Raw genomic sequence first — 21787 nt, 5'->3', positions numbered from 1 at the left:
ACATGTTAGTTGGTGATAAAGAATGTTAATCGTTACAAACTTCGCAGGTAATCAGACAGAGCCTTTTTTCACAACATCTGCACCTGTATTCGAGCAAGATACCCAAGGGAATTTAACGCTTGAATTTACAGTTAATAAAATTAATAACGTGGCAGGATTTAACCTTCTCCAAGAAGAGTCAATTGTTACGGCTGCTAATTATGATTTTCGAGTAAAACAAATAATTGATGATAAGCTGGGGCGCAAAACCATCCTTGCCATCTCAACTTTTTTCGATTTAGCTTATCAGTTTAAAGATAAAACCTTTGGTGGCACTCATAGTAGTCAAGAGTTTGTGAATTACTTATTTACTGGTAGTGGTTGGACAGCAACCTGTGATTTCACAGAAACTGAAACCATCGATAAATTTGGATCCAAAAATATTGTCCAATGCGCGAATCAAATCTGTGATGCCTTTAATTGTGAGTTTGAGATATTGCCTAATAACCGAGTTCACTTTAGTAAGTCACTTGGTCCTGATAATGGCGCACAATATCGATACGGCCATAACATTAAAGCCCTTAGCCGTAAGGTCGATACGAATCATCTTAGAACAAAAATCACAGCCACCGGTAAGGAAGATTTAACCGTTACCTATACTTCACCTAATCACACAATATGGGGGATTCGTGTTGCTGATCCGATTAGTGATGAACGTTTTACAATTGCAGATAACCTGTTGAAAAAGGCTAAGGATTCACTTATTGACTATCCAGAAGTGTCGTTTGAACTGGATACAATTGAATTATTGGATAAGGCATTAGGTGAGAAAGTATGGTTGATTTACGAGCCAATTGAGGGGTTAGAGCTACAGACACGAATACTTAAACGAATTTGTATAGTAGACGAACTTTCAGACGAGTTAAAGACGATTGCGGTTACACTAGGCAACTCTTTACCTCGTACAATGTCAGATAACGAAGTTGATACAGAAGAGCTTATTGAAGATACAAAAGAAGAGCTAGAAGAAGTAATTGAGGAAAATAAAAAGGAATTTAGGTCGTCCATCACACAAACGGATAGCCGTATAACGATAGAAGTAGAGCAACTCAATAAATCAATAGCAGCTATCGACGTGAAAGCTGACCAGATTAGTCTATCGGTGAATAATCGCATTACTAATGAGATGGCTGCTATTAACATTCGAGCCGATCAAATACAATCTACAGTAACGGCTCAAGCGACTCAATTGCATGGGATAGACACAAGAGTAGCTAGTGCTGAATCATCTATTACTCAACAAGCTCACCAAATTACGCAAAAGGTTTCAGTCACAGACTATAACGGAAACACTATATCTTCGCTGATAAATCAAACGGCATCAGAAGTACTTATCAAAGCAAGTAAGATAAAGTTTGTTGGTGAGATATATGCACTTTCGGATATAAACGGGGATTTAGGTAATATCCATGCTGGTAATATCAACATCCAACAGCAAATGAGTATTGGTAATCGCTTGAATATCCAAGGATCAGGTGGAGCTATTCAGTTTACGGAATCTATGGCATCCATCTCATCAAATGTGGGTTCAGGGTTGTCGATTTGGGATACAAACCAAGTGCAACTAAACGCTAGTACTATAAGATTCGGTAGTGTTTTTGGTGGTGGGAATATTGATTTTGGTGGGATGTCATCATCAAATTACAGCAACATTACGGTAGGCAACGCTAATAAACTGAACGGTTTCTGGCACTATGAATTTGCCCTAGCACATACAGCAGGTTTAGGTATTGCATATAGTTCTGGGGCAAGGCGTTTATATGTGCGTATGAATGGTTCTGATGTGGGCTATGTGAATCTAACATAATAAAAGGAGATTGATAGAATGGATTATCAAGTACAACTAAACAACGGTAAAGCAATAAATTTAACAAATGCAGAGTTTGATGCTACGGCATTTACAGTAATATTAAATGACCAAAAAGTAAACTTCGTTAATATTGGTGGAGCTATTATTAATAAGCACATCATTGTGAGTGTATTACCAGCTACAGCTATTCAACCAGAGACGCAAGCGTAAGCTTAGCGTTATTTTTTATGCCTTCCATAGATAATTGTGGAGGGCTTTTATATTGGAGAAACGAAGGTGAGGACATTGGTCGAAACAATCAATAATTGGTTGCCGATTGTATCAGCATTATTTGCAGGACTTTTATTTATTTGGCGCATTACCAACAATCTGAATAAAACGTTACTTAGTTTAACTAATGGTATCGATAGATTAAACCAACATTTGAACGAAGTTGATGAAACTGCAAAGGATTCAGTGCAACGCATTAATAATCATGAAGTACGAATTGTCGTTCTTGAAAAAGTAGCAGGTATACAGGGAAATACAAAGGAGAGTGTTAAATATGAAAATTAACTGGAAAGTACGTCTGCAACACAAGCAATTTTGGGTGTCTTTAATCGCATTACTTATTGTGCTCGCTAATCAAATTGCGGGCATTTTTCATGTCGATATTACAATTTACAACGATCAAATCACGGCTATTTCTGAAACGATTTTAAGCATTTTAGGTTTACTTGGTATTATCATCGACCCAACAACAAAAGGAATTTCAGATAGCCAACTAGCAATGGATTATAACAAACCAAAGGATGGTGAAATAAAATGAGTACAATTCGTAAAAAATTAGTTCCTGATGTACTAGCTAACAAGGTCTCTTATGGCAAAGGGAACGCTAAAAAATACATTGTTGTTCATGAGACAGATAATACACGTTCAGGGGCTGATGCAGACGCGCATGCACGATTACAATACAATGGAAATAGTCGTAATGCATCGTGGCATTATACTGTGGATGACAAAGAGGCTGTACAATCTTTTGAACATGCTTGGAGATGTTGGGCTGCGGGAAGCACGACAGGTAATAATCAAGGTATACAAGTAGAAGTTTGCGTAAATGGTGATGGTAACTATCCAAAGGCAATGCAAAATGCTGCAGAGTTAGTTGCTAAAATCATGAAGGATGAAAACATTCCAATTAGTAATGTTGTTCAGCACAATTATTTTAGTGGCAAAAATTGCCCTCGAAATTTACGAGAAGGTAAAATTACATGGTCACAATTTATTACAATGGTTAAAAATGCAAGTGGTAATGTACAGCAACAAAAACCAGTTATTGATAATAATAAATACCGTGTACTTACTGGCACATACGCCACACGACAAGCTGCTGAAAATGTCTTAGATGTATTAAAACATCGTTTCGGCTGGGTTGCGTATAGTGAGCAAGATGGTGTTAAATGGCGTGTTAAAACAGGTACATTTACTGGAATGGCTGCAGCACAAGCAGGAGCTAGTAAAATTAAAACAGCTAAGTTAGCCCAGGTAACAAATATTGTAGCTGAATGATTTAAAGCCCAGGATCTCAATTAATTTTGAGCCTGGGCTTTTTTTGTTTATTCATCGTAAGGTCTATATTTTTTTCGAAGCGATTCAAGCTCATCTTTTTTCTCAAGCAGTACACTTTTTAAAAACATTTTAGGCTGGTCTTTAGCTGCTTTTAACTTTCCATCTTTCATCAATTGTCCGAGACGGGCTTTCGATATTTCTAATACCTCAGCAGCTTCTGCAGCAGATAGTAATTCAGCATTTAAAAATTCTAGAAGTTCTTCAGTTGTGGAAAATTCATATTTCATGTAATCACCTTTCCTTTGGTAACATAAATATTATTAGCCTTGTGAAGTGAATTAAAACAGTTGTTCCATAAAGTGCTAATAATACATAATCAATTGTTGATGGACTTTGAAAATCAACATATTTGAGTATTACAGCAGTACTCGCGATTAATAAAGCGATGTTTACATAACCAATTCGTTTAAGCATTCTTTTCATACATAATAAGTGGATGTGTTATAATTTGATTGAGAAGGAGGCGTCAACCTCCTTCTAGGTGTTATTTGCGACGTTTCTTCTTTGCGGGAGGGCGTCGCTTTTTCTTTGTTCCTTGCACCATGTCGTAAATGTCTTTCAAGCCTGATGTGAAAGCTTTAAAGGTTGTTGCGACTAGCGCTACTGTTGCAAGGACTTTCTCAAATTCATCCAGTTCTTGTTCACCTCCTTTCTATACTCTTATTATACAATACCTATTTAAAAAAGTAAACAGCTATTGTGTATTTATTTTGCTTTTATTGAAATAAATTACTGATTTGATTAATAAAAAAAGCCACTCGATAAAGTGGCAAAATAGTTAGTATTTATTAAAATGAAACTTTTACTTCATGTTCAGCAATCTCAATAAACGTATCATAGTTAAAAACATATAATTGCATTTCTAAATCGCTTTTTAGTTCTGGGAAATCATGTCCATCAAAATCACTAATAGTTAAGATTGCTTTAGCCTTCTTACCAGCACCTACTTCTTGAGACATATTCAAAATCGCTTCATCCACCATATACCCATCTGCTGATACACTGCGCGCCTGTACTCCGATAGTATAATCAAGTTTATTTTCGATTTCATAAATAACATCGATGGAATTACCCCATATATCATCTGTTTTTTTTACTATTTCAACAAGAGTAGCTTTATAACTTTCGTTATCAACTACTACTTGATTTATTTTAATTTCTTCTACTCCTGTATCATCTTTTTCATTCTCTACCTGACTATTGTCTGTGTCGGTATCATTTTGTGCAGATGCACTTTCTGCTGTACCTGAAACATTTTCTTTTTTCGTTTCACCACAACCAGCTAATCCTAAACTTAATACTAATGCAGCGCTAAAAATTATTTTTTTCATTTCAAAACCTCTCCTTTACATTTCCATTTTAGGTAATTTTGAGTTAAAAGTACATACAAAAAACAGACAACTGTAATTAGTTATCTGTCTCATCATCTACCTTGGAATCTTTAGCTTGTTCAATTACTTCCTCGAAAGCTGCTTTAATTTCCTCGATCGTATAACCTTTTTCAAGCAATTCCTTTGTTGTTTCTTCTAATTTGTTCATTTTGAAACCTCATTTTAATTTTATCTATCTCCGATATTAATTATATTTAAATTTTCTAGAAATATCACGTTGTATTTGTAGTCGGCGTATAGTAAGGCTGTTGGTAAAAAGAGTTTCATTGTAACTCTTAAGGTAGATCGTGAGGAGATAAAATATAAAAAGACCGCCTTTTTTCGGACGGTCAGTGTTACCATTTTTCATGCCGACTTTGTGCCGATTTCATGCCGACAATGTACAAATGCATAAACAAATATAGAGTAGCTTTTATTCAAAAACATTGATTTTATAGAGTTTCTACTATTATATATGACATTTCAAAAGCCTCCATTTATCAAGTTCGAGATGGAAGGAAGTATTGGATAAAAGTCCGATAAAACTTGATACATCAATGTTTCTGTATGGTTGGTGTAAGAAAAAAACAAATTAAAAATTTATATGTTTTTCATAGAGTCGAGTGCGTTGCGCTCGATCTTTTTGTTGTATACAAATAAGTATCTGCTGTTACTTATATTGATTTATGACCAAGACATGGTTTCTCTATTATAGCTTAGAAAAACAGCCGAGAAATAAAAAGCTACAGTTATGCTTTAGAAGGATAAAGGAAAAGAACACAGAGAGGCTTATGATGAATATGTTTATATAGGTAAAATAAACCAAAAACTAGGTGAGGGCGCGGTGTATACATTTTATCAATATCAACAAGCTGTAGAAGCAAAAGGCATTACCATGAGGATGTTCCGTAAAGGTACGTTCGCTGATAATGCCCCAATCGAATCGTTTCATTCTGTGTTAAAGTCTGAAACATTCTACTTACACATTTTGAAAAGTACTACGACGGCCATCGAAGAACAAACTGTAAAAGACTAGATTAATTATTATAACAATAACCCGAATCCAAACAAAACTAAACAACCAGTCACCGGTTCAATACCGACAACTGGTTGGATAATGCTATTTTAATTGTTGTCCACAGGGTTAGGCCCATTTATATTATCGACCATTTCTTAATTAGTTGCAAAACAATGGTCTGTGAACATTGTTTATGCGTTGTTTTATAAATTTTCGTCAAAAACTTGTACTACAAAAATTCCTAGCATTTTAAGCAATCCTGCATCTCCCTCACACTACACAATTTTTTATATTTGAGAGGGGGTTGTCCCATCTCTATATTTTTTATTTTAACTGAAGACCAGTTATACAGGATTACTATACATCCTACCTGTAAAAGTAGCTTTATATTCTCCTTTAACATACTCATGTTTTACATATTTTAAAACACCCCTCATTACGCCGTAAACTTCATGATAATACTCATAGGGTACTTCCTTAGGAATTAATGAAGGTGTAGGAAAAGTCAAAGTGATTGTTTGAACATGATCATATACCCAAAATGGCGTTAATTCGGTTTATGTTTCTTGTGTCACGGGTATTGTTGTTCCTCTTGCCTGAACAGTTGGACTAGAAAATGGTAAAATAAACGCAGCAACTCCAAACATCAATAAACCTTTTTTAAAAATATTAATCATATATATAATACTCCTTTTAATAATTAATTTTACCTGTGAAAGTTGCTCTCCAAGTATATTGAAGCTTTTCTACTTCTCCAGTTCTTTTTAGTTTGCCATGATACCATTTACCATCAATATACTCTTCGTAATAAATTGAATCTGGGACTGCAGCAGCAGAAGTATATTCTTTTTTTACAGTTTTAGTTATTGCAGTCCAAGGCCACCCATAAGTTGTAACCTCATCTTTATTTATTGTGTATAAATTTCCACTCATATCACCAACTTTTTCTTTTGTATAATCTACACTTACCCCACCTTTAGTCACTGCTTGTGGCTGAATTACAATTGAACCAAATGAAACAACCAAAACCAAAGCTACTATGAAATAAATGATTTTTTTTGGCACTTCCCTTTCTCCTTCCCTTCATTTTTTAGAATGTTTTGTTAAAATCGCATCTATTATAAATCATAAATTAGAATATTGAAAATATTTAGATAATAACGTCGAAAGCTATTAATGATTTTCAACGTTTTAAGTAATTCTGCATTATTGATTGTACTCAACTGGTAGTTCTGATTTTTGTAAGTATTTGCACTAGAAAGTGTATGCTATCATTAGGTACATAGGGAGGGAGTCTTATGATTCGAATTGGGTTAACAGGCTGGGGCGATCATCCTTCGTTATACAGTGGTGTGACTGCCTCAAAGGACAAATTATTTGATTATGCAGGTCATTTTTTGACAGTAGAAGTAGATACATCATTTTATGCTATTCCATCAGTTGACAATGTGCGAAAATGGTGTGAACTAACACCAGATTCATTTCGTTTTGTTATAAAAGCTTATCAAGGAATGACCGGTCATTTACGTGGGGAAATTCCCTTCGAATCCAAAAATGATATGTTTAACGCGTTTATCGAATGTGCCAATGAATTTAAACGTCATGGAAAATTAGCGATGGTACTCGCACAGTTTCCACCATGGTTTGATTGTCAGTCAAAAAATGTCCAATATTTATTGTATATTAGGCAACAATTAAAAGAGTTTAATGTGGCAATTGAATTTCGTAATCGCACGTGGTATGCAGACAAGCTTGTCCAGCAAACAATGGATTTCTTAAAGGAACATCAATTTATTCATACGATTTGTGATGAACCACAAGCGGGTATTGGCTCTGTTCCCTTTTACCCTGAAGTAACTGCTAATAGGGCACTCGTACGTATTCATGGTCGCAATATTCATGGCTGGCGTAATACTGGCAATATGGAAAACTGGCGCAAAGTTCGTTTTCTATATGATTATAATAAAGAAGAGTTGCAACAACTCGGTCAGCATATTCAAGCTATACAGCCGAAGGTACAGGAGCTATTTGTGTTATTTAATAATAATTCAGGATTGCATGCTGCGAAAAATGCAAAGGAGCTTCAGGAGCTATTAGCAATACGAGATGTTGGTTTAGCGCCAAAACAATTAAATATGTTTGAAGGAGAAATATAATGGAGTTTATTCTTTTAGTTATCATTGCACTAGCATCGGGGCTAATCGGCTCTCTTGTTGGGCTAGGTGGAGGGATTATTTTAGTACCGGCTACTTTATTTGTTGGCTTAAATCTTGGGTTGCTTCCAGATATAACACCGCAAAAGGTGGTTGGGCTATCTGTTGTGATGATGATTTTCACCGGGCTAGCATCAACATTAAGCTACATGAAATCCAAAACTGTGGATTATAAAAGTGGTTTTATATTTTTTTTAGGTAGTGTTCCAGGAACAATGGTGGGTGCATGGGTAAATAAAGGGTTGGATTTACCTTCATTTAATTTATATTTTGGGTTATTGTTAATTGTTATATCGATTATTTTACTTGTACGCGATAAATTGAAACCTGTACAATGGTTTGTGAAAAACGGTACACAACACCAATTTATTGATGCATCTGGACAAACATATGTTTACGGCTATCCGATTTGGTTTGCGTTGTTGTTCTGCTTTGCAGTTGGCTTTGCATCTGGATTATTTGGTATTGGTGGCGGCTCAATGGTTGTGCCTGCAATGATCATATTATTTTTATTTCCACCACATGTGGCAGTGGCAACATCCATGTTTATGGTCTTCTTAACATCCATTGTGAACTCCGCAAGCCATATTTATTTAGGTCATATACCTTGGCTTTATACGATTCCAGTTATTCCTGGAGCTTATATTGGAGCTAAGCTAGGAGCAGCACTCAATAAAAAAATTAAATCAGATACACTTGTCCTGGCACTTCGAATTATTTTATTATTATTAGGAATTCGTTCCATTATAGAGGGCTTATTGTAAAGAAGAGGTGGCTGGAATGCTGGAAAAAATTCATATTTTTCATACAAATGATTTGCATAGTCATTTTAAGTATTGGCCACGCATGCAAAACTATGTCAATGCGCAACGTGCTCAATATGCGGCTCTAGGGGAAACTAGCTTTTTAGTTGATGTTGGAGATCATCTAGATAGGTCAAATATTTATACAGACGCGACGATTGGTAAGGGAAATGTCAAATTATTAAACGACGCCGGTTATGATGTTGTGACAATCGGTAACAATGAAGGCATTACACTGTCTCATGAGGAGTTGTTTCATCTATACGATGACGCGCTATTTGAAGTCGTAGTGGCGAATGTTAATGCCTCGAAGGGACAAAACCCAATGTGGTTAAAGCCTTACGTTGTGTTAACCACAAAAAATGACACGAAAATCGCGGTTATTGCAGCAACAGCTATGTTCGAAATTTATTATAAGGAATTGCAATGGCAAATAGACGATGCACGAAGTTCCCTTATTCGATTAACCCATCAACTGCGTAAAGAAGTAGACATTGTTGTTTGTCTGTCACATTTAGGAATTACTGAAGATGAACTGCTAGCAGAGGAATGTCCTGAAATCGATGTTATCTTTGGGTCTCATACGCATCATACGTTGCCAAATGGGAAGTTTATCAACGGTGTATTGCTTACTGGTGGAGGGAAATTTGGCCAATATACTGGACATCTCGCGATAGAATATGATAGAAAAACGAGAGAAATTGTTGAAAAAAAGGATACTTTAATTCATAATAAGGACTTGCCAATTGTTGAAAATGAAAATGAATTTTTGCTAACTTTAGAAGAAGAAGGCAAAAGGTTATTAGACAAGCCTGTATTTTCGACAGAAAAAATGTACAATAAAGAATGGTTCCATTACTCACAATTATCTCACCTATTTGCGCAAGCAATTATAGAAAAAAGTGGTGCAGACTGTGCGTTATTTAATGCAGGGATTTTTCTAGAGGGCCTTCCAAAAGGAACAGTAACCGCGCTTGATTTACATAAAATTTTTCCACATCCAATTAATTTATGTACAATCGAATTGTCGGTATCCGAAATAAAAGAGATTTTTCAGCAATCGAAAAATGAAGAATGGCCCAATATGGAGCTTAAAGGATTAGGGTTTAGGGGCGTTGTTTTTGGTAAAATGCTGACGTATGGCTTTGCAATGAATGAGGAGCGTCAATTGCTCATTAATGGAAAAATTGCAGATAATGAGCGAACTTATAAATTAGTGACGCTGGATTTGTTTACGTTCGGTTATTTTTATCCTAGCTTTAAATATGCAAAGAAAAAATATATTTTACCTGATTTTTTACGAAACATTATGTTAGATTATGGGCAAAGTTTCTTTAAGCGATAGATAAAATGCTTTAAGAATGGATTGGGGAAGAAGTCATGCGATTAATTTCAATCGATGTATTAAAAGAAGGAATGGTACTAGGAAGAACCATTTGGAATGAGGCAGGTCATCCACTTTTAAAGAAAGACGTTGTCATTAATGAACGTATTATTGAAAGACTTCAACAGTTGAATACGCATTATTTATATATTGATGACAAAATTTCTGAAGGCATTGAAGTCAAGGAGACAGTTCCTCCTGATGTCCGGAACAAAGCCATTTCAACTATTAAAGATTCTTTCCAATCATTGAATGGTTTAAGTACGGTGAATGCCTCTTATGTACTAGATCAGCAGTCGAAAGCGATTGTTACGATTGTCGATGAACTACTCTCAGCTATTACGGGTAATAATGAAATTTTAACGGTTTTAACAGATGCTTATTTATTTGATGAATACTTATATCAGCATTCTTTTCATGTGACTTTATACTCGATTGCGATTGCAAAAGAATTAGGTCATTCTGCTGAAGATCTTCGTTTAATTGGTATTGGTGCCTTATTGCATGATGTTGGAAAGCTTATGGTGCCGAAAGAGATATTAAAAAAACCAGGTCGCTTATCGCATGAGGAATTTGAAATGATGAAAATGCATACGCGTTACGGCTTTGATTTATTACGTAATTTGCACTCAATTTCCTTACTGGTTGCACATTGTGCTTTTCAACATCATGAACGCATTGATGGGAGTGGCTATCCACGTGGCTTAGTTGATTTCGAAATCCATCCATTTGCCAAAATTATTGGTGTAGCGGATGTATTCGATGCAGTGACGACAAATCGTGTATATCGTGAAAAAATGCTACCATCACAAGGGCTTGCCATTGTTGAAGCTGGCTCAGGCACTATTTATGATGCACGAATTGTCAATGCATTAAAAAGATCGGTTGTCCATTATCCGAATGGGCTGATTTTAAAATTATCAGATGGTCGCCGAGGCATTGTTTCTAAACAAAATACTTTGGATGCTGCCTTGCCTTGGATTCGCATTTTTGAAGAGCGTAATGAATTACTTACAGCGACATATGAAATTAATTTAGTGGACTATCCAACTGTAAAAATTGATAGTATTGAAACCGATTATGTAGTGCCAACGAGAGTCGTATAATTTGCTCCTCCTGTTCATACGTTGTAGAACAGGAGGAGATTTTTTTGTTTTTCCCTCGAAAAAGGATGAAATTGCGAACGAATCATAAAAGAGGAATGCAGCTTAATCGTTTAACCTTATTAATCGTTGCAAGTATTATTTGTATAGCATTTTTTCTGTATTTTTTAAATGAGCGTCTTAAACCCACATATTTAGAATATGCAGAAGTGCAGACAAATAAAATTGCGTCGTATGTTGTGAGTAAAGCCATTAACTCACGTACTTCTAACGTATTGGACGTTAATGATATAATCGAAGATGTACCATCTGGTACGTCAGTGACCACAAAATTTAATACAGAAATTATTAATAGAGTGCGTGCTGAAACACTTGAACTTGTGAAAATGTATTTAGAACAAGCTGAACATGGAGAATTGTCCCACTTACCAGATTTAGATAATGTCGAATATGATGTCAATAAAATTCAACAAGGAGATGGTATTGTCTTTTTCGTCCCACTTGCACAGGCGGCAGATATTCCTTTGCTCGGTAATTTAGGGCCTAAAATACCAATACGTTTTCATGTAATTGGCAATGTCCATAGTAATGTTACAGCAGATATTAGAGAATTTGGTATTAATAGTGCGTATGTCGAAGTTGGCATTCATATAGAAGTGAATGTCCAAATAATCGTGCCATTTGCCAGTAAGTCAACGACGGTATCACAGGATATTCCTGTAGCTATGGGGTTAACGAGAGGACCAGTACCAAATATTTATACGAATGGCACAGATGCGGTACAGCCATCTATAGAAGTGCCGGTGCCATATCAATAGAAATGTTAAGTTGAGAGTAAATGTTAGTTGTTGCAGTTCGTGTAATATGATACATTGACAACAGTGATGGTAGATCATATTCAACAAAAGATTACTTTGATAGGGGCGAAATTGTATGACATCCTGTAAACCTACTAGCAATGAAAAAGAAGAACATGTAAGAAAACCTGATTGGCTTAAAATTAAACTAAACACGAACGATGAATATAAGGGTCTTAAAAAGCTTATGCGTGAAAAAAATCTTCATACAGTATGCGAAGAAGCACGTTGTCCAAATATTCATGAATGCTGGGGTGAGCGCCGAACAGCGACAATGATGATTTTGGGTTCAGTTTGTACACGTGCATGTCGTTTCTGTGCGGTCAAAACGGGTTTACCAAATGAGTTAGACCTTGCAGAACCAGAACGTGTGGCTGATTCAGTGGCAATTATGAACTTAAAGCATGTTGTTATCACCATGGTAGCACGTGATGATTTAAAAGATGGTGGTGCAGAAGTGTTAGCGGAAACGGTGCGCGCTATTCGTCGTAAAAGCCCTTTAACATCAGTAGAAGTATTGCCTTCTGACCTTGGAGGTATTAAGGAAAATCTTCAACTTCTAATGGATGCAAGACCAGATATTTTAAATCATAATATTGAAACAGTACGACGTTTAACGCCAAGAGTACGTGCACGTGCAAAATACGAACGTTCTTTAGACTTTCTTCGTTTAGCAAAAGAGATGCAACCAGACATTCCAACAAAATCATCTTTAATGATCGGTTTAGGTGAAACGCATGAAGAAATTTTAGAAGTAATGGACGATTTACGTGCAAATAACGTGGATATTATGACAATTGGTCAATATTTACAACCAACTAAAAAACATTTACCTGTAAAAAAATATTATTCACCGATTGAATTCGGTAAACTTCGCAAAATTGCAATGGAAAAAGGCTTCAAGCATTGTGAAGCAGGCCCACTTGTACGCAGTAGTTATCACGCAGACGAGCAAGTCAATGCCGCAACAAAAGAGCGTCAATTACAGGCCGAAGTGTAATATAATTTAGTAGATCTAGAAAGGTGGTGTCACTTTGATCATTATTGAAGGATATGAATACGAAGTTGTTGAAGATTACCGTGAAGCTTTTCAGGAAGAAGCCTTTAAGGAGCGGTACTCAGACATTTTAGTCAAATATGATTATATTGTAGGCGACTGGGGCTATAATCAATTGCGTTTAAAAGGTTTTTTTGATGATAAAAATCAGAAATCTACCTTTGATACAAAAATCAGTACGCTACAAGATTACTTATATGAGTATTGTAATTTTGGCTGTGCTTATTTTGTATTGCGTAAATCCGGTAAAGCTATTTTGCAGCCAGACGTTGTAATAAATGAAGCTACCGAAGTGACAAAACCAAATGACAATGAACAAATAGTAGAATAGCTATAACGACCTGATGCCAAATGTGCATCAGGTTTTTTTATATTTATTTTATAGGGGTTATAAAATATTTAAGAGCATTCAACTAATTTAGAGTGCAATTATTATAATGTATAATAACTACCTACTATTTTAAAAATTTTTGAAGAAGGAGAAGAACAACTATGGCACTTTTTAATCTAATTAAAGCTCTCTTTTAATAAATATGCTATTGATTATCAAATGACGGAATCTAGTTTAAGTCATGGAGCTCGTTATCATTTGTATTATCAATCACCAAAAATAGAAGGTGAAATAAGCTTGGTAATAAAGAAACGTTCTTAATATTATTTTCTGTAGTATGACTGTATTTTTTAGGTGAATTACAGGAAAAATGCAAATATATAGATTGAAAATATCATTTTATTCTTGAAATATCTTTTATATCATACTAAAATGAAATTAATTTAAGAATCAGCCATTTTAATGTTTTACATAGTAAAGAATAATTAACACTTATAATCCATAAAGACTTGAGGAGCTTCTTTTCCCCCTTCGTCTGAGCTGCTGGCTTATTTTCAACACTTCTTCTTATTAGATAATTAATCTTTTTGTTCCTCGAGCATACCTTATTAATTTCCGAATGTTGTATAAAAACTTCTGTAATGCCTTATCAATTGCTAAAAGATTTCTATTTATTTATTCTACTTTCTGAAAATTGAAAAATGTTATTACTTTTATTCTAAAAAAATCTATTTTTGTTTAAAAAGTATTTAATGTTAATTAATAATTAAGAAAAGGGAGAATATTTAGTATTATGAGAAAAATAAGTAAATGGTAGTTTGTGTTCTATTAATCTCAGCACTATCGTTTCTTAAATTAAATGATAGTGCTAAAGCTGCTACTTCTTTTAAAGGTTCTACGCCTCTTGTTGATAGTTATATTAGTGTTTCTAATATAGTTAAAGATTATAGTGATGGAACTATAAGAGTTTATTACCATGTGAAAATAAGAAATGCTGGTAATACAGGTGTCTGTATAGGCTATGAATGGCCTAGCCAATATAGGTTGTCAGATAGTACTTGTGTTACAGTAGCTAATACAGTTGGTTTCCATACTCTTACTATACCTAGGCCTCGGATTAATATTATCGGTACACAATATGTTGTTGCGAAATTTAATAAAAGATATTCAGAATCAAAATCGCTTGGGACATTTTACAATTATCCATCAGGTCAAGTAGTAACTGAATACTACACAGTTTCGAGAGCAAATGCCTTAGCTGAATATTTTGTAATCGGTGGTCTTGGTGTTGGTGTGAAGTTTTTAAAAAATAATACTATTGGTTTCATAACAAAAACGCTTTATGCAGGATTTACCACTTATTATGCATTTACTTCGATTGGAGTAGTATCAGGATTCCCACCTAAAGCAGTAGGGCAATACTATAAAGTTGAAACTTGGTATAGTGAAAGTGGTCTTCATGTAAAAACTACAATATGGAATAATAAAGAAGCTTTCGATAGAAATCTCACACCAATTTATTCAGGTACACAAATTTCTAAGTGGTAAATTATAAAGAAAACCTGATATATCAGCGTTTTCTTTATTGAAATTACAGAGAAAAATTCAGCAAATCAACAACTAACTTTACTAAAAAAATAATACAGATATCTGTTGAAGAAATTATATGCTTTTTCGGAGTTATTTAAGAAGGAGGAGTGTTAATGAATATTGGGAATAGCACTATTATTATAGGTGTTGTCCTCATTTTGATTGGTCTAGTTTACAAACTCGGCTATAATAGCTTTATTTATTTTAAATATTCATTTGAGATAGGGTTTATGTTATTTGGCATAGGTATTCTAATTGATGGGATTGAAAAAATGAAGAAGAAAAAGAACATATAGGAACTATAGAGGTACCAAAGGATTGGATATTTTTAATTTTTTAATAATATTTAAATTGATAGTCAAGTTTTAATAAGCAATGAAATTAAACATAGGTAATGGTAGATTTAAAAGCAGCCATCAAAAAGGTAAGAGCGTCTATAAGGATATGAATTAGCCTTATAAAAATGACTGTTAGGGATTCAAGAGTTAAAAAAATATTTATAAATTTTTACATAATTGGTAGTGTAATAATTATTCAACTATGGGGCTATAGTCTAAAGACTTTTCTATGAAAAATAGAAAAGTCTTTTTATATGTTTCGCAATATAAACTGTAATATAAAGAAAAGAAGGTATGATGGACATACGCTGCTATTGCCAGTGACTAACTAGTCTTTTTTGTGAAATGCTTTTCCTACTAAAATGAAATGTATTTTTCGATGTGTATATATAAGTTGAATTACAATGGGGCACGATATAATTGATTCTTATTAAAGGTGTGATTGATATAAAAAGAGCAGTATTTTTGGATCGAGATGGGGTAATTAACGAAGTGTTGACGAAAAGAGTTAAATTTGTGAATAAACCGCAGCAACTGTTTTTCTTACCACGTGTGCCAGAAGCGATTAAAAAATTAAACGACTCGTTTGATTTTGTCTTTGTTGTAACAAATCAAGGTGGTGTAGGCTTAGGATTTATGAAAGAAGGTCAGCTCAAAAAAATACACACGCATATGACAAATGAATTAAAAAAACAGGGAGCAATTATCGATGAAGTCGTATATTGTCCCCATAAACCAAAAGCTGGTTGTGATTGTCGGAAACCAAATAGCAAGTTAATTGTAGACCTCGCTGAAAAATATAATGTGGATTTATCAAAATCTTATATGGTGGGAGATACAGATACAGATATTATTGCAGGGAAACGAGCTGGTACAAAAGGTGTTTTTTTAGGTAGCTATGATCCACTTGCGGATGCCGTATTCCCAGATTTAATAAGTGCTGTTGACTGGATGATTGAGGATGCACATTAGTTTTTTGTATAAGTATAAATCATTTAAAAAAGGAAAGTTTATAAAGTGGAGGTGATAATTTTGGCTAACGAAAAGCAAAAGAAAAAGCAATTAGACCGTGAAGAGTACGGATATGGCTTTGATATTAGTGTAGATGATTTAGCTGTTATTGGGCAAAATAAACAAGCGAAAAAACAAAATGATAATGAAAACAAAAACAAGCCCCATAATAAAGATAACCCTTCCACTTTAAATAAATAATGATACGTAAGGGATTCTATTTAGTGTAATTGGTTCAAATAATAAATTGACATGATGGGATTTTGACAAAAAAATTTCGCTATATACCAAAGGGTCTATTGCAGTCCCGAGCAAATGGATTAGCGAAATTTTTTTATTTAAATCTTTTAACAGTATTAGTTTAGTAATTCCCGTAAGTATTCACGCAGTTCGACTGTCTCTTCTTCAGAACGGTTGTATACGTGTTCAAGATAGCCAGGTTCTTCTATGTCATCTGGTCCTATAATCGCAAAGCGGCCAAATTGGATATCCATCACAAGTACTTTGCCAAAGAAGCGGCCAGATTGTAAAATGGCTAAATCGTAGCGTAGTTTCTGTCCTGCAAAACTAACAAAGCGTGTTTTTGTATCTTCTACATCATCATATAAGAAAAAACGTTCCATCTTTTAATCTCCTTCCAGTCCTATAGATATGGTACTATAGAAGAGAAAAGACTATCAACTTTAAATGATTTGAATGGGGGCTTTCCTTGTGTATTTTGTAGATCGAAATAAAATCACAACAAACTTACAGTACTTAGATAAACTATTAGCTATTTTGGAGACAGAGGAAAACTGGCTACAAAATGATATTAAGAAATTAGCGATTGAACGTATTGGTCATAATGTGATGGAATCAATGATGGATGTAGGGAACTTGATGATTGACGGTTTCATTATGCGTGATCCAGGTAGCTATGAGGATATTATTGATATTTTAATCGACGAAAAAGTCGTATCGACTGATATGGAAGCATCGTTAAAAGCTGTTGTAGGCTTACGTAAAATGCTCGTTCGTGAATTCGCATCTGTAGATATTTCAGAAGTTGTGACGGTTTTAACAGCAAGCTTACCTGCTTTAAAGCAGTTTGGACCAGCAGTGAATAACTACTTAACAAATGAGCTAGGTCCCGTATCAGCATTTTTACCTGAGGATCATCAATGAAAACCTATAAGGCTTATTGCTTTGATCTAGATGGTACTGTCTACCGCGGAAAGGAAGGTATTCCTTCTGCGGTTGCTTTTATACAGCAATTACAGCAGCAAGGGATCGAGCCGTTTTACGTAACGAATAATTCTTCTAAAACGAGAGAGCAGTTACAAGAAGCATTATACGCAATTGGCGTAGAAGCACCACTTCATCATATTTATTCAAGTGCTTTAGTAACCGCAAAATATGTTGCTATAAATTATCCAGATAAAAAAGTAGCGATGATGGGCGCTGACGGTATTCGATTGGCGTTGTTAAATGAAGGAATTGAACCTGTAGACAATGAGCCAGATGTATTTGTTATGGGAATCGATCGCACATTAGATTATATGGCACTAGCAAAGGCTACAATTGCTGTACAAAATGGTGCGGCCTTTATTGCAACTAATCAAGATATTAAATTTCCAACAGAATATGGATTTTTACCTGGAAATGGCTCATTTGCGCGCCTAGTAGGAGAGGTTGCTGGGGTTGAACCAATCTACATCGGGAAGCCGTCTGCTGCAATGCTCGACATTATTGCGTTAGAGCATCGTTTGACAAAAGATGAGATGGTTATGATTGGTGATAACTATGATACGGACATTATGTGTGGTATTCATTTTGGCTGTGATACCATTCATGTCAATACAGGTGTAACACCAACAAGCGAAGTATTAACAAAAGAACAGCAACCTACTTATTTAATGGAAACGCTACTTTAAATGAGGTATAAATTAACAAAGGATGTTATGCCGATTTTGGTATAACATCCTTTTCATATGTGTAACTTTATTTTGTTGGGACTCAAACTTTGACGAACAATTACCATAATGGATTTTCATCAATAAATTGATATATAGCTTTTGTGAGCTCCTCTGGTGAAGCAGCTTCCACTAATTCACCATTTACAATCGCGTAAAAAGATTCAGAACACTTTGTACAGTAGCTAAGGCAGCCATATTCCAAAACGTCGATATTTGGATCGCGTTCGAGTATTTCATAAGTTTTTTGTGAGCCATTTGCTAAATTACTTACACAAAATTCAACCATTGGATTCATATGTTCACCTCACCATTGATATGCTACTAGCTTTTGAAACGTTCGTCAATCATTTAAATTGATTGAGCTGAAGACCTTCACATTTATAGGAATGCTACTAGGCATTTACATTCAGTAGGAATGCAAATTATTGAAGGATACTTTTGAATGGTATAAATTTTAAGTTGAACTTTTCAAGTCGGCTTGTAACCACAGGGTACAAATTATGCCGAGATATAATTGACTTTGGCATAATTGTTGTGTAAAAACGCAAAGAAGTGATCGATATTGTGAAATCTTTCACAAAAATGCAATCTTATATTGTGAAACTTCTCACAATCGGTTATACTCATTTGTGGATACTTTGTGAACAATTATTATTAGATACATTAAAGGAGACTATTATGGGGAAATTAGTACTTTTAGGTGGCGGCTACGGCAATATGCGTGTCATGCTTCGACTTTTACCAAACAACTTACCTTTGGACACGGAAATCGTGTTAGTAGATAGAGCACCTTTCCATAGTTTAAAAACAGAATTTTATGCATTAGCAGCAGGGACTTCAACAGATAAAGAAATTCGTGTAAGTTTCCCAGAGCACGAGCGTTTAACGGCTGTGTATGGTGAAGCCGTTGAGATTAACCGTGCTGAAAAAGTAGTCATTCTAGAGGATGGGCAACGTATTGAATATGACGATTTAGTTATTGGTCTAGGCTGTGAGGACAAATACCATGGTGTACCAGGTGCAGAAGAGTACACATACAGCATTCAGACGATGGCAAAATCACGTGCAACATTCCAAGCGTTATGTGGTTTACCAGCAGGCTCAACTGTCGGCATTGTCGGTGCTGGTTTAAGCGGTATTGAGTTGGCGAGTGAGCTACGAGAAAGCCGTGCTGATTTAAAAGTAAAATTGTTTGACCGAGGTTCACGTATTTTAAAAGACTTCCCAGAGAAGCTTAGCAAATATGTGAAAGATTGGTTTACAAAACATAATGTAGATGTTATTGCGAATTCTAATATTACAAAAGTAGAACCAGGTAAAATTTTTAACCATGAAGAGGAAATACCACTGGATGCAGTAGTTTGGACTGCTGGTGTGCAGCCTGTTAAACTTGTGCGTGAAATGGATGTTGAAAAGGATCGTCAAGGTCGTCCGATTGTCACTCAATACTTTAATGTGTTGGATGATGAGCATGTATACGTTGTTGGTGACTGCGCTTCTTCTGACTTTTCTCCTAGTGCACAATTAGCAGAAGAGCAGGCAGAGCATATCGTGAAAGTATTACGTATGCGTTGGAAAGGTGAGCATTTACCAGAAAAAATGCCTGATATTAAACTAAAAGGTTTCATGGGATCATTAGGTAAAAAACAAGGTTTTGCTTACTTAGCGGATACAACTGTTACTGGTCGTATTGCACGTTTAATGAAATCTGGATTACTATGGATGTACAAATATCAAAATGATTAATGCGTTGCTCACGTTCTTTTGAGCATACTATTAAATAATAAAAGGGATTGCTCAAAGGTAAACTTGTGAACAATCCCTTTCATTTATTATTAAACGGTTTCGTCTGGTGTAAACCCAAGGTTTTCAAGGGCATTAAAGACCGGCTTTAATTGGACATAACCTTCTCCTACTACTTCATCATTGATGAGCACGAGTGGATAGAAAAATTCATCTTCTTGAATACGTCTAGCATAATCCAAATCACGTTCATTCTCAATTGGACCTTCAATATCGACATAGCGAATAGCATAAGCTTGGTCTGGATATTTACGATCAATAGCGGCTTGCAACCACTCATATGTATCCTTAGAAGATGGTGCATTGACACAGCTAGCACAGATGACCGCAGTGCCGTAAATTTCGATAATTGGTTTTGTTTGACCCATAGTATTTATTCTCCCTTGTGATTCTATATTGGATTTTTTCTGTTGCTAACATTATAATCATTATAAGGAAAGGAGTCGAGACAAATGGCAGAAGCAACAATTAACGACCAAGTTCAAGAAGTATTAGATAAATTACGTCCATTCTTATTACGTGACGGTGGAGACTGTGAATTAGTAGATGTGGAAGATGGCGTTGTAAAATTACGTTTATTAGGTGCATGTGGTAGTTGCCCTAGTTCTACGATTACATTAAAAGCAGGTATCGAACGTGCTTTATTAGAAGAAGTACCAGGAATTATTGAAGTAGAACAAGTTTTCTAACATTTACGTACAAAAAAAGTTCTAGCTGCATCAGGCTAGAACTTTTTTAATTTACACTTGTCGAGATTTTTCCTTTTCCTCCCGAATCAGTGTCCATTGTTCCTTTGCCATATCGATAATTTTTGCTTCGCCACCAAGGCTTTGTTTCTCAATAACCTTAGAAAAGAAGCGTGTTGCATTTTCGATATCACCGATACGTCGTGATAGCTCGGCAATCATATACATAATGCGTACATCGGACATTTGAGTTGTGCTGTAGTCCTCATTTGAATAGGAATCCATATAAAGATCTCGCGACATTTTCATAAAACGCTGCTCTTGTCCTTCATTTTTTAATGAACGATATAACCACGCAAGGCGTAAAGTCAGACCAGCAGTAGCAACGAATTTTTCTTTTTTAATGGTAGCGCATAAAAATGCTAATTTATAGGCTTGAATCGCTTGGAAGACCGTACGTTCACCTTTAAAATCATGGTGAACCCATTTTTCTGTAATTTGTGTCTTTAGCTCATCTTGTACGCCAGGGGCAAAATATTTTGTAAAGTCCTCTGTAAAGGAGAAGCCACAATGCTCACAAACAAATACATTGTAGTAAAGAGCATTAACATCGTCTGCATAAATCGGCTGAAAATCGGTTTCTGTATGATCCACTTTTATGAATTTAGAGCGTACTTTTAATGTTGGAAATTCTTTTTTACAATTAAGACATTGGATTTTTTTTTCGTAATACGGGGAAATCTCCATAATATATACCTCTTTCATCGATGTAATTATAACTATTATACCAATAGATGCATTTAACACATGA

Annotated in this window: 28 protein-coding genes and 1 pseudogene; 21 read left to right on the top strand and 8 right to left on the bottom strand. The window is 35.1% G+C overall.

Annotated elements, in window-relative coordinates; translation table 11 throughout:
- The first annotated feature begins 22 nt into the window (after window positions 1-22).
- The 5 genes from MKY08_RS17495 to MKY08_RS17475 all read left to right on the top strand — a co-directional run bounded on the left by MKY08_RS17495 (window position 23) and on the right by MKY08_RS17475 (window position 3397).
- Window positions 23-1846: a phage tail protein gene (locus MKY08_RS17495; RefSeq protein WP_069512185.1), complete on the top strand. Its 1824-nt coding sequence runs from the start codon at window positions 23-25 to the stop codon at window positions 1844-1846.
- Window positions 1847-1864: 18 nt separating this feature from the next.
- Window positions 1865-2059, top strand: a complete 195-nt coding sequence (locus MKY08_RS17490; protein WP_069512187.1) for a hypothetical protein — start codon at window positions 1865-1867, stop codon at window positions 2057-2059.
- Window positions 2060-2125: 66 nt separating this feature from the next.
- Window positions 2126-2404, top strand: a complete 279-nt coding sequence (locus MKY08_RS17485; protein ID WP_141705587.1) for a hypothetical protein — start codon at window positions 2126-2128, stop codon at window positions 2402-2404.
- Entirely contained in the window at window positions 2394-2657 is a 264-nt protein-coding gene (locus MKY08_RS17480) for a phage holin (RefSeq protein WP_069512191.1), read from the top strand. Before MKY08_RS17485 ends, MKY08_RS17480 begins: the two co-directional genes overlap by 11 nt.
- Window positions 2654-3397, top strand: a complete 744-nt coding sequence (locus tag MKY08_RS17475) for an N-acetylmuramoyl-L-alanine amidase (protein ID WP_342533984.1) — start codon at window positions 2654-2656, stop codon at window positions 3395-3397. The genes MKY08_RS17480 and MKY08_RS17475 overlap by 4 nt, the downstream gene beginning before the upstream one ends.
- 47 nt (window positions 3398-3444) lie before the next feature.
- Here the strand turns inward: MKY08_RS17475 and MKY08_RS17470 are convergent, their stop codons facing one another.
- From MKY08_RS17470 to MKY08_RS17460, 3 genes are all read right to left on the bottom strand, one after another.
- Window positions 3445-3684, bottom strand: a complete 240-nt coding sequence (locus MKY08_RS17470) for a DNA-binding protein (RefSeq protein WP_069509875.1) — start codon at window positions 3682-3684, stop codon at window positions 3445-3447.
- 561 nt (window positions 3685-4245) lie between these two features.
- Window positions 4246-4788: a hypothetical protein gene (locus MKY08_RS17465; protein ID WP_069509873.1), complete on the bottom strand. Its 543-nt coding sequence runs from the start codon at window positions 4786-4788 to the stop codon at window positions 4246-4248.
- Window positions 4789-4864: 76 nt separating this feature from the next.
- Window positions 4865-4996, bottom strand: a complete 132-nt coding sequence (locus tag MKY08_RS17460) for a hypothetical protein (protein ID WP_256093135.1) — start codon at window positions 4994-4996, stop codon at window positions 4865-4867.
- A 666-nt stretch (window positions 4997-5662) separates the two neighbouring features.
- Between MKY08_RS17460 and MKY08_RS17455 the strand changes: the two are divergent.
- Window positions 5663-5945: pseudogene (locus MKY08_RS17455) on the top strand (IS3 family transposase); the annotation flags it as partial.
- A gap of 593 nt (window positions 5946-6538) precedes the next feature.
- Here MKY08_RS17455 and MKY08_RS17450 read toward each other — a convergent pair.
- Entirely contained in the window at window positions 6539-6910 is a 372-nt protein-coding gene (locus tag MKY08_RS17450) for a hypothetical protein (protein ID WP_069509871.1), read from the bottom strand.
- Window positions 6911-7143: 233 nt separating this feature from the next.
- On the opposite strand from MKY08_RS17450, the gene MKY08_RS17445 reads away from it, so the two are divergent.
- From MKY08_RS17445 to MKY08_RS17395, 11 genes are all read left to right on the top strand, one after another.
- Window positions 7144-8001: a DUF72 domain-containing protein gene (locus MKY08_RS17445; RefSeq protein ID WP_069509870.1), complete on the top strand. Its 858-nt coding sequence runs from the start codon at window positions 7144-7146 to the stop codon at window positions 7999-8001.
- Window positions 8001-8822, top strand: coding sequence for a sulfite exporter TauE/SafE family protein (locus MKY08_RS17440; RefSeq protein ID WP_069509868.1), 822 nt, complete (start codon window positions 8001-8003; stop codon window positions 8820-8822). Before MKY08_RS17445 ends, MKY08_RS17440 begins: the two co-directional genes overlap by 1 nt.
- Window positions 8823-8838: 16 nt before the next feature.
- On the top strand, window positions 8839-10206 hold the full coding sequence (locus MKY08_RS17435; protein WP_069509866.1) for a bifunctional UDP-sugar hydrolase/5'-nucleotidase: 1368 nt from the start codon (window positions 8839-8841) through the stop codon (window positions 10204-10206).
- 35 nt (window positions 10207-10241) lie between these two features.
- Window positions 10242-11351: an HD-GYP domain-containing protein gene (locus MKY08_RS17430; RefSeq protein ID WP_069509864.1), complete on the top strand. Its 1110-nt coding sequence runs from the start codon at window positions 10242-10244 to the stop codon at window positions 11349-11351.
- Between the two features lie 44 nt (window positions 11352-11395).
- A complete protein-coding gene (gene yunB / locus MKY08_RS17425) occupies window positions 11396-12166 on the top strand; it encodes a sporulation protein YunB (protein WP_256093134.1) in 771 nt (256 codons plus the stop codon).
- Between the two features lie 115 nt (window positions 12167-12281).
- Entirely contained in the window at window positions 12282-13205 is a 924-nt protein-coding gene (gene lipA / locus MKY08_RS17420) for a lipoyl synthase (protein ID WP_069509861.1), read from the top strand.
- A gap of 34 nt (window positions 13206-13239) precedes the next feature.
- The gene (locus MKY08_RS17415; protein WP_069509858.1) at window positions 13240-13593 is read left to right on the top strand and encodes a YutD family protein; all 354 of its coding nucleotides are present in this window, start codon (window positions 13240-13242) and stop codon (window positions 13591-13593) included.
- 810 nt (window positions 13594-14403) lie between these two features.
- The gene (locus tag MKY08_RS17410) at window positions 14404-15141 is read left to right on the top strand and encodes a hypothetical protein (protein WP_256093133.1); all 738 of its coding nucleotides are present in this window, start codon (window positions 14404-14406) and stop codon (window positions 15139-15141) included.
- A gap of 155 nt (window positions 15142-15296) precedes the next feature.
- A complete protein-coding gene (locus MKY08_RS17405) occupies window positions 15297-15479 on the top strand; it encodes a hypothetical protein (RefSeq protein ID WP_069509855.1) in 183 nt (60 codons plus the stop codon).
- Window positions 15480-15968: 489 nt separating this feature from the next.
- A complete protein-coding gene (locus MKY08_RS17400; protein WP_069509884.1) occupies window positions 15969-16493 on the top strand; it encodes an HAD family hydrolase in 525 nt (174 codons plus the stop codon).
- A gap of 60 nt (window positions 16494-16553) precedes the next feature.
- Window positions 16554-16733: a hypothetical protein gene (locus MKY08_RS17395; protein ID WP_069509853.1), complete on the top strand. Its 180-nt coding sequence runs from the start codon at window positions 16554-16556 to the stop codon at window positions 16731-16733.
- 155 nt (window positions 16734-16888) lie between these two features.
- Here the strand turns inward: MKY08_RS17395 and MKY08_RS17390 are convergent, their stop codons facing one another.
- Window positions 16889-17155, bottom strand: a complete 267-nt coding sequence (locus MKY08_RS17390; RefSeq protein ID WP_069509851.1) for a DUF3055 domain-containing protein — start codon at window positions 17153-17155, stop codon at window positions 16889-16891.
- A gap of 88 nt (window positions 17156-17243) precedes the next feature.
- Here MKY08_RS17390 and MKY08_RS17385 point away from each other — a divergent pair, with 88 nt between their 5' ends.
- Both MKY08_RS17385 and MKY08_RS17380 read left to right on the top strand, forming a co-directional pair.
- On the top strand, window positions 17244-17696 hold the full coding sequence (locus tag MKY08_RS17385) for a DUF86 domain-containing protein (RefSeq protein WP_069509848.1): 453 nt from the start codon (window positions 17244-17246) through the stop codon (window positions 17694-17696).
- Entirely contained in the window at window positions 17693-18445 is a 753-nt protein-coding gene (locus MKY08_RS17380) for a TIGR01457 family HAD-type hydrolase (protein ID WP_069509845.1), read from the top strand. The genes MKY08_RS17385 and MKY08_RS17380 overlap by 4 nt, the downstream gene beginning before the upstream one ends.
- A 100-nt stretch (window positions 18446-18545) precedes the next feature.
- Here MKY08_RS17380 and MKY08_RS17375 read toward each other — a convergent pair whose 3' ends face one another.
- The gene (locus MKY08_RS17375; RefSeq protein ID WP_024364838.1) at window positions 18546-18782 is read right to left on the bottom strand and encodes a YuzB family protein; all 237 of its coding nucleotides are present in this window, start codon (window positions 18780-18782) and stop codon (window positions 18546-18548) included.
- 383 nt (window positions 18783-19165) lie between these two features.
- Between MKY08_RS17375 and MKY08_RS17370 the strand changes: the two genes are divergently transcribed.
- On the top strand, window positions 19166-20233 hold the full coding sequence (locus tag MKY08_RS17370) for an NAD(P)/FAD-dependent oxidoreductase (RefSeq protein WP_069509842.1): 1068 nt from the start codon (window positions 19166-19168) through the stop codon (window positions 20231-20233).
- Between the two features lie 89 nt (window positions 20234-20322).
- On the opposite strand, the gene MKY08_RS17365 is transcribed toward MKY08_RS17370, so the two are convergent.
- Complete coding sequence (locus MKY08_RS17365) at window positions 20323-20658, bottom strand: YuzD family protein (protein WP_025220399.1); 336 nt, start codon at window positions 20656-20658, stop codon at window positions 20323-20325.
- Between the two features lie 84 nt (window positions 20659-20742).
- On the opposite strand from MKY08_RS17365, the gene MKY08_RS17360 reads away from it, so the two are divergent.
- Window positions 20743-20979, top strand: a complete 237-nt coding sequence (locus MKY08_RS17360; RefSeq protein WP_024364841.1) for a NifU family protein — start codon at window positions 20743-20745, stop codon at window positions 20977-20979.
- Window positions 20980-21030: 51 nt separating this feature from the next.
- Here MKY08_RS17360 and MKY08_RS17355 read toward each other — a convergent pair whose 3' ends face one another.
- Entirely contained in the window at window positions 21031-21723 is a 693-nt protein-coding gene (locus MKY08_RS17355) for a DUF2225 domain-containing protein (protein WP_069509839.1), read from the bottom strand.
- Between the last annotated feature and the right edge of the window lie 64 nt (window positions 21724-21787).

This window comes from Lysinibacillus sp. FSL M8-0337 (genome assembly GCF_038593855.1).
Lineage (GTDB): Bacteria > Bacillota > Bacilli > Bacillales_A > Planococcaceae > Lysinibacillus > Lysinibacillus sphaericus_D.
Note: the sequence above shows the minus strand (reverse complement) of the source record. Positions and strands in the feature narration are given on the sequence as shown.

Coding starts and splice junctions, on each gene's coding strand:
- MKY08_RS17410 (WP_256093133.1), top strand. CDS start 14,404: ATGGTAGTTTGTGTTCTATTAATCTCAGCACTATCGTTTCTTAAATTA.
- MKY08_RS17440 (WP_069509868.1), top strand. CDS start 8,001: ATGGAGTTTATTCTTTTAGTTATCATTGCACTAGCATCGGGGCTAATC.
- MKY08_RS17480 (WP_069512191.1), top strand. CDS start 2,394: ATGAAAATTAACTGGAAAGTACGTCTGCAACACAAGCAATTTTGGGTG.
- MKY08_RS17355 (WP_069509839.1), bottom strand. CDS start 21,723: ATGGAGATTTCCCCGTATTACGAAAAAAAAATCCAATGTCTTAATTGT.
- lipA (WP_069509861.1), top strand. CDS start 12,282: ATGACATCCTGTAAACCTACTAGCAATGAAAAAGAAGAACATGTAAGA.
- MKY08_RS17460 (WP_256093135.1), bottom strand. CDS start 4,996: ATGAACAAATTAGAAGAAACAACAAAGGAATTGCTTGAAAAAGGTTAT.
- MKY08_RS17445 (WP_069509870.1), top strand. CDS start 7,144: ATGATTCGAATTGGGTTAACAGGCTGGGGCGATCATCCTTCGTTATAC.
- MKY08_RS17495 (WP_069512185.1), top strand. CDS start 23: ATGTTAATCGTTACAAACTTCGCAGGTAATCAGACAGAGCCTTTTTTC.
- MKY08_RS17375 (WP_024364838.1), bottom strand. CDS start 18,782: ATGAATCCAATGGTTGAATTTTGTGTAAGTAATTTAGCAAATGGCTCA.
- MKY08_RS17405 (WP_069509855.1), top strand. CDS start 15,297: ATGAATATTGGGAATAGCACTATTATTATAGGTGTTGTCCTCATTTTG.
- MKY08_RS17360 (WP_024364841.1), top strand. CDS start 20,743: ATGGCAGAAGCAACAATTAACGACCAAGTTCAAGAAGTATTAGATAAA.
- MKY08_RS17435 (WP_069509866.1), top strand. CDS start 8,839: ATGCTGGAAAAAATTCATATTTTTCATACAAATGATTTGCATAGTCAT.
- MKY08_RS17430 (WP_069509864.1), top strand. CDS start 10,242: ATGCGATTAATTTCAATCGATGTATTAAAAGAAGGAATGGTACTAGGA.
- MKY08_RS17465 (WP_069509873.1), bottom strand. CDS start 4,788: ATGAAAAAAATAATTTTTAGCGCTGCATTAGTATTAAGTTTAGGATTA.
- MKY08_RS17470 (WP_069509875.1), bottom strand. CDS start 3,684: ATGAAATATGAATTTTCCACAACTGAAGAACTTCTAGAATTTTTAAAT.
- MKY08_RS17380 (WP_069509845.1), top strand. CDS start 17,693: ATGAAAACCTATAAGGCTTATTGCTTTGATCTAGATGGTACTGTCTAC.
- MKY08_RS17365 (WP_025220399.1), bottom strand. CDS start 20,658: ATGGGTCAAACAAAACCAATTATCGAAATTTACGGCACTGCGGTCATC.
- MKY08_RS17390 (WP_069509851.1), bottom strand. CDS start 17,155: ATGGAACGTTTTTTCTTATATGATGATGTAGAAGATACAAAAACACGC.
- MKY08_RS17490 (WP_069512187.1), top strand. CDS start 1,865: ATGGATTATCAAGTACAACTAAACAACGGTAAAGCAATAAATTTAACA.
- MKY08_RS17475 (WP_342533984.1), top strand. CDS start 2,654: ATGAGTACAATTCGTAAAAAATTAGTTCCTGATGTACTAGCTAACAAG.
- MKY08_RS17370 (WP_069509842.1), top strand. CDS start 19,166: ATGGGGAAATTAGTACTTTTAGGTGGCGGCTACGGCAATATGCGTGTC.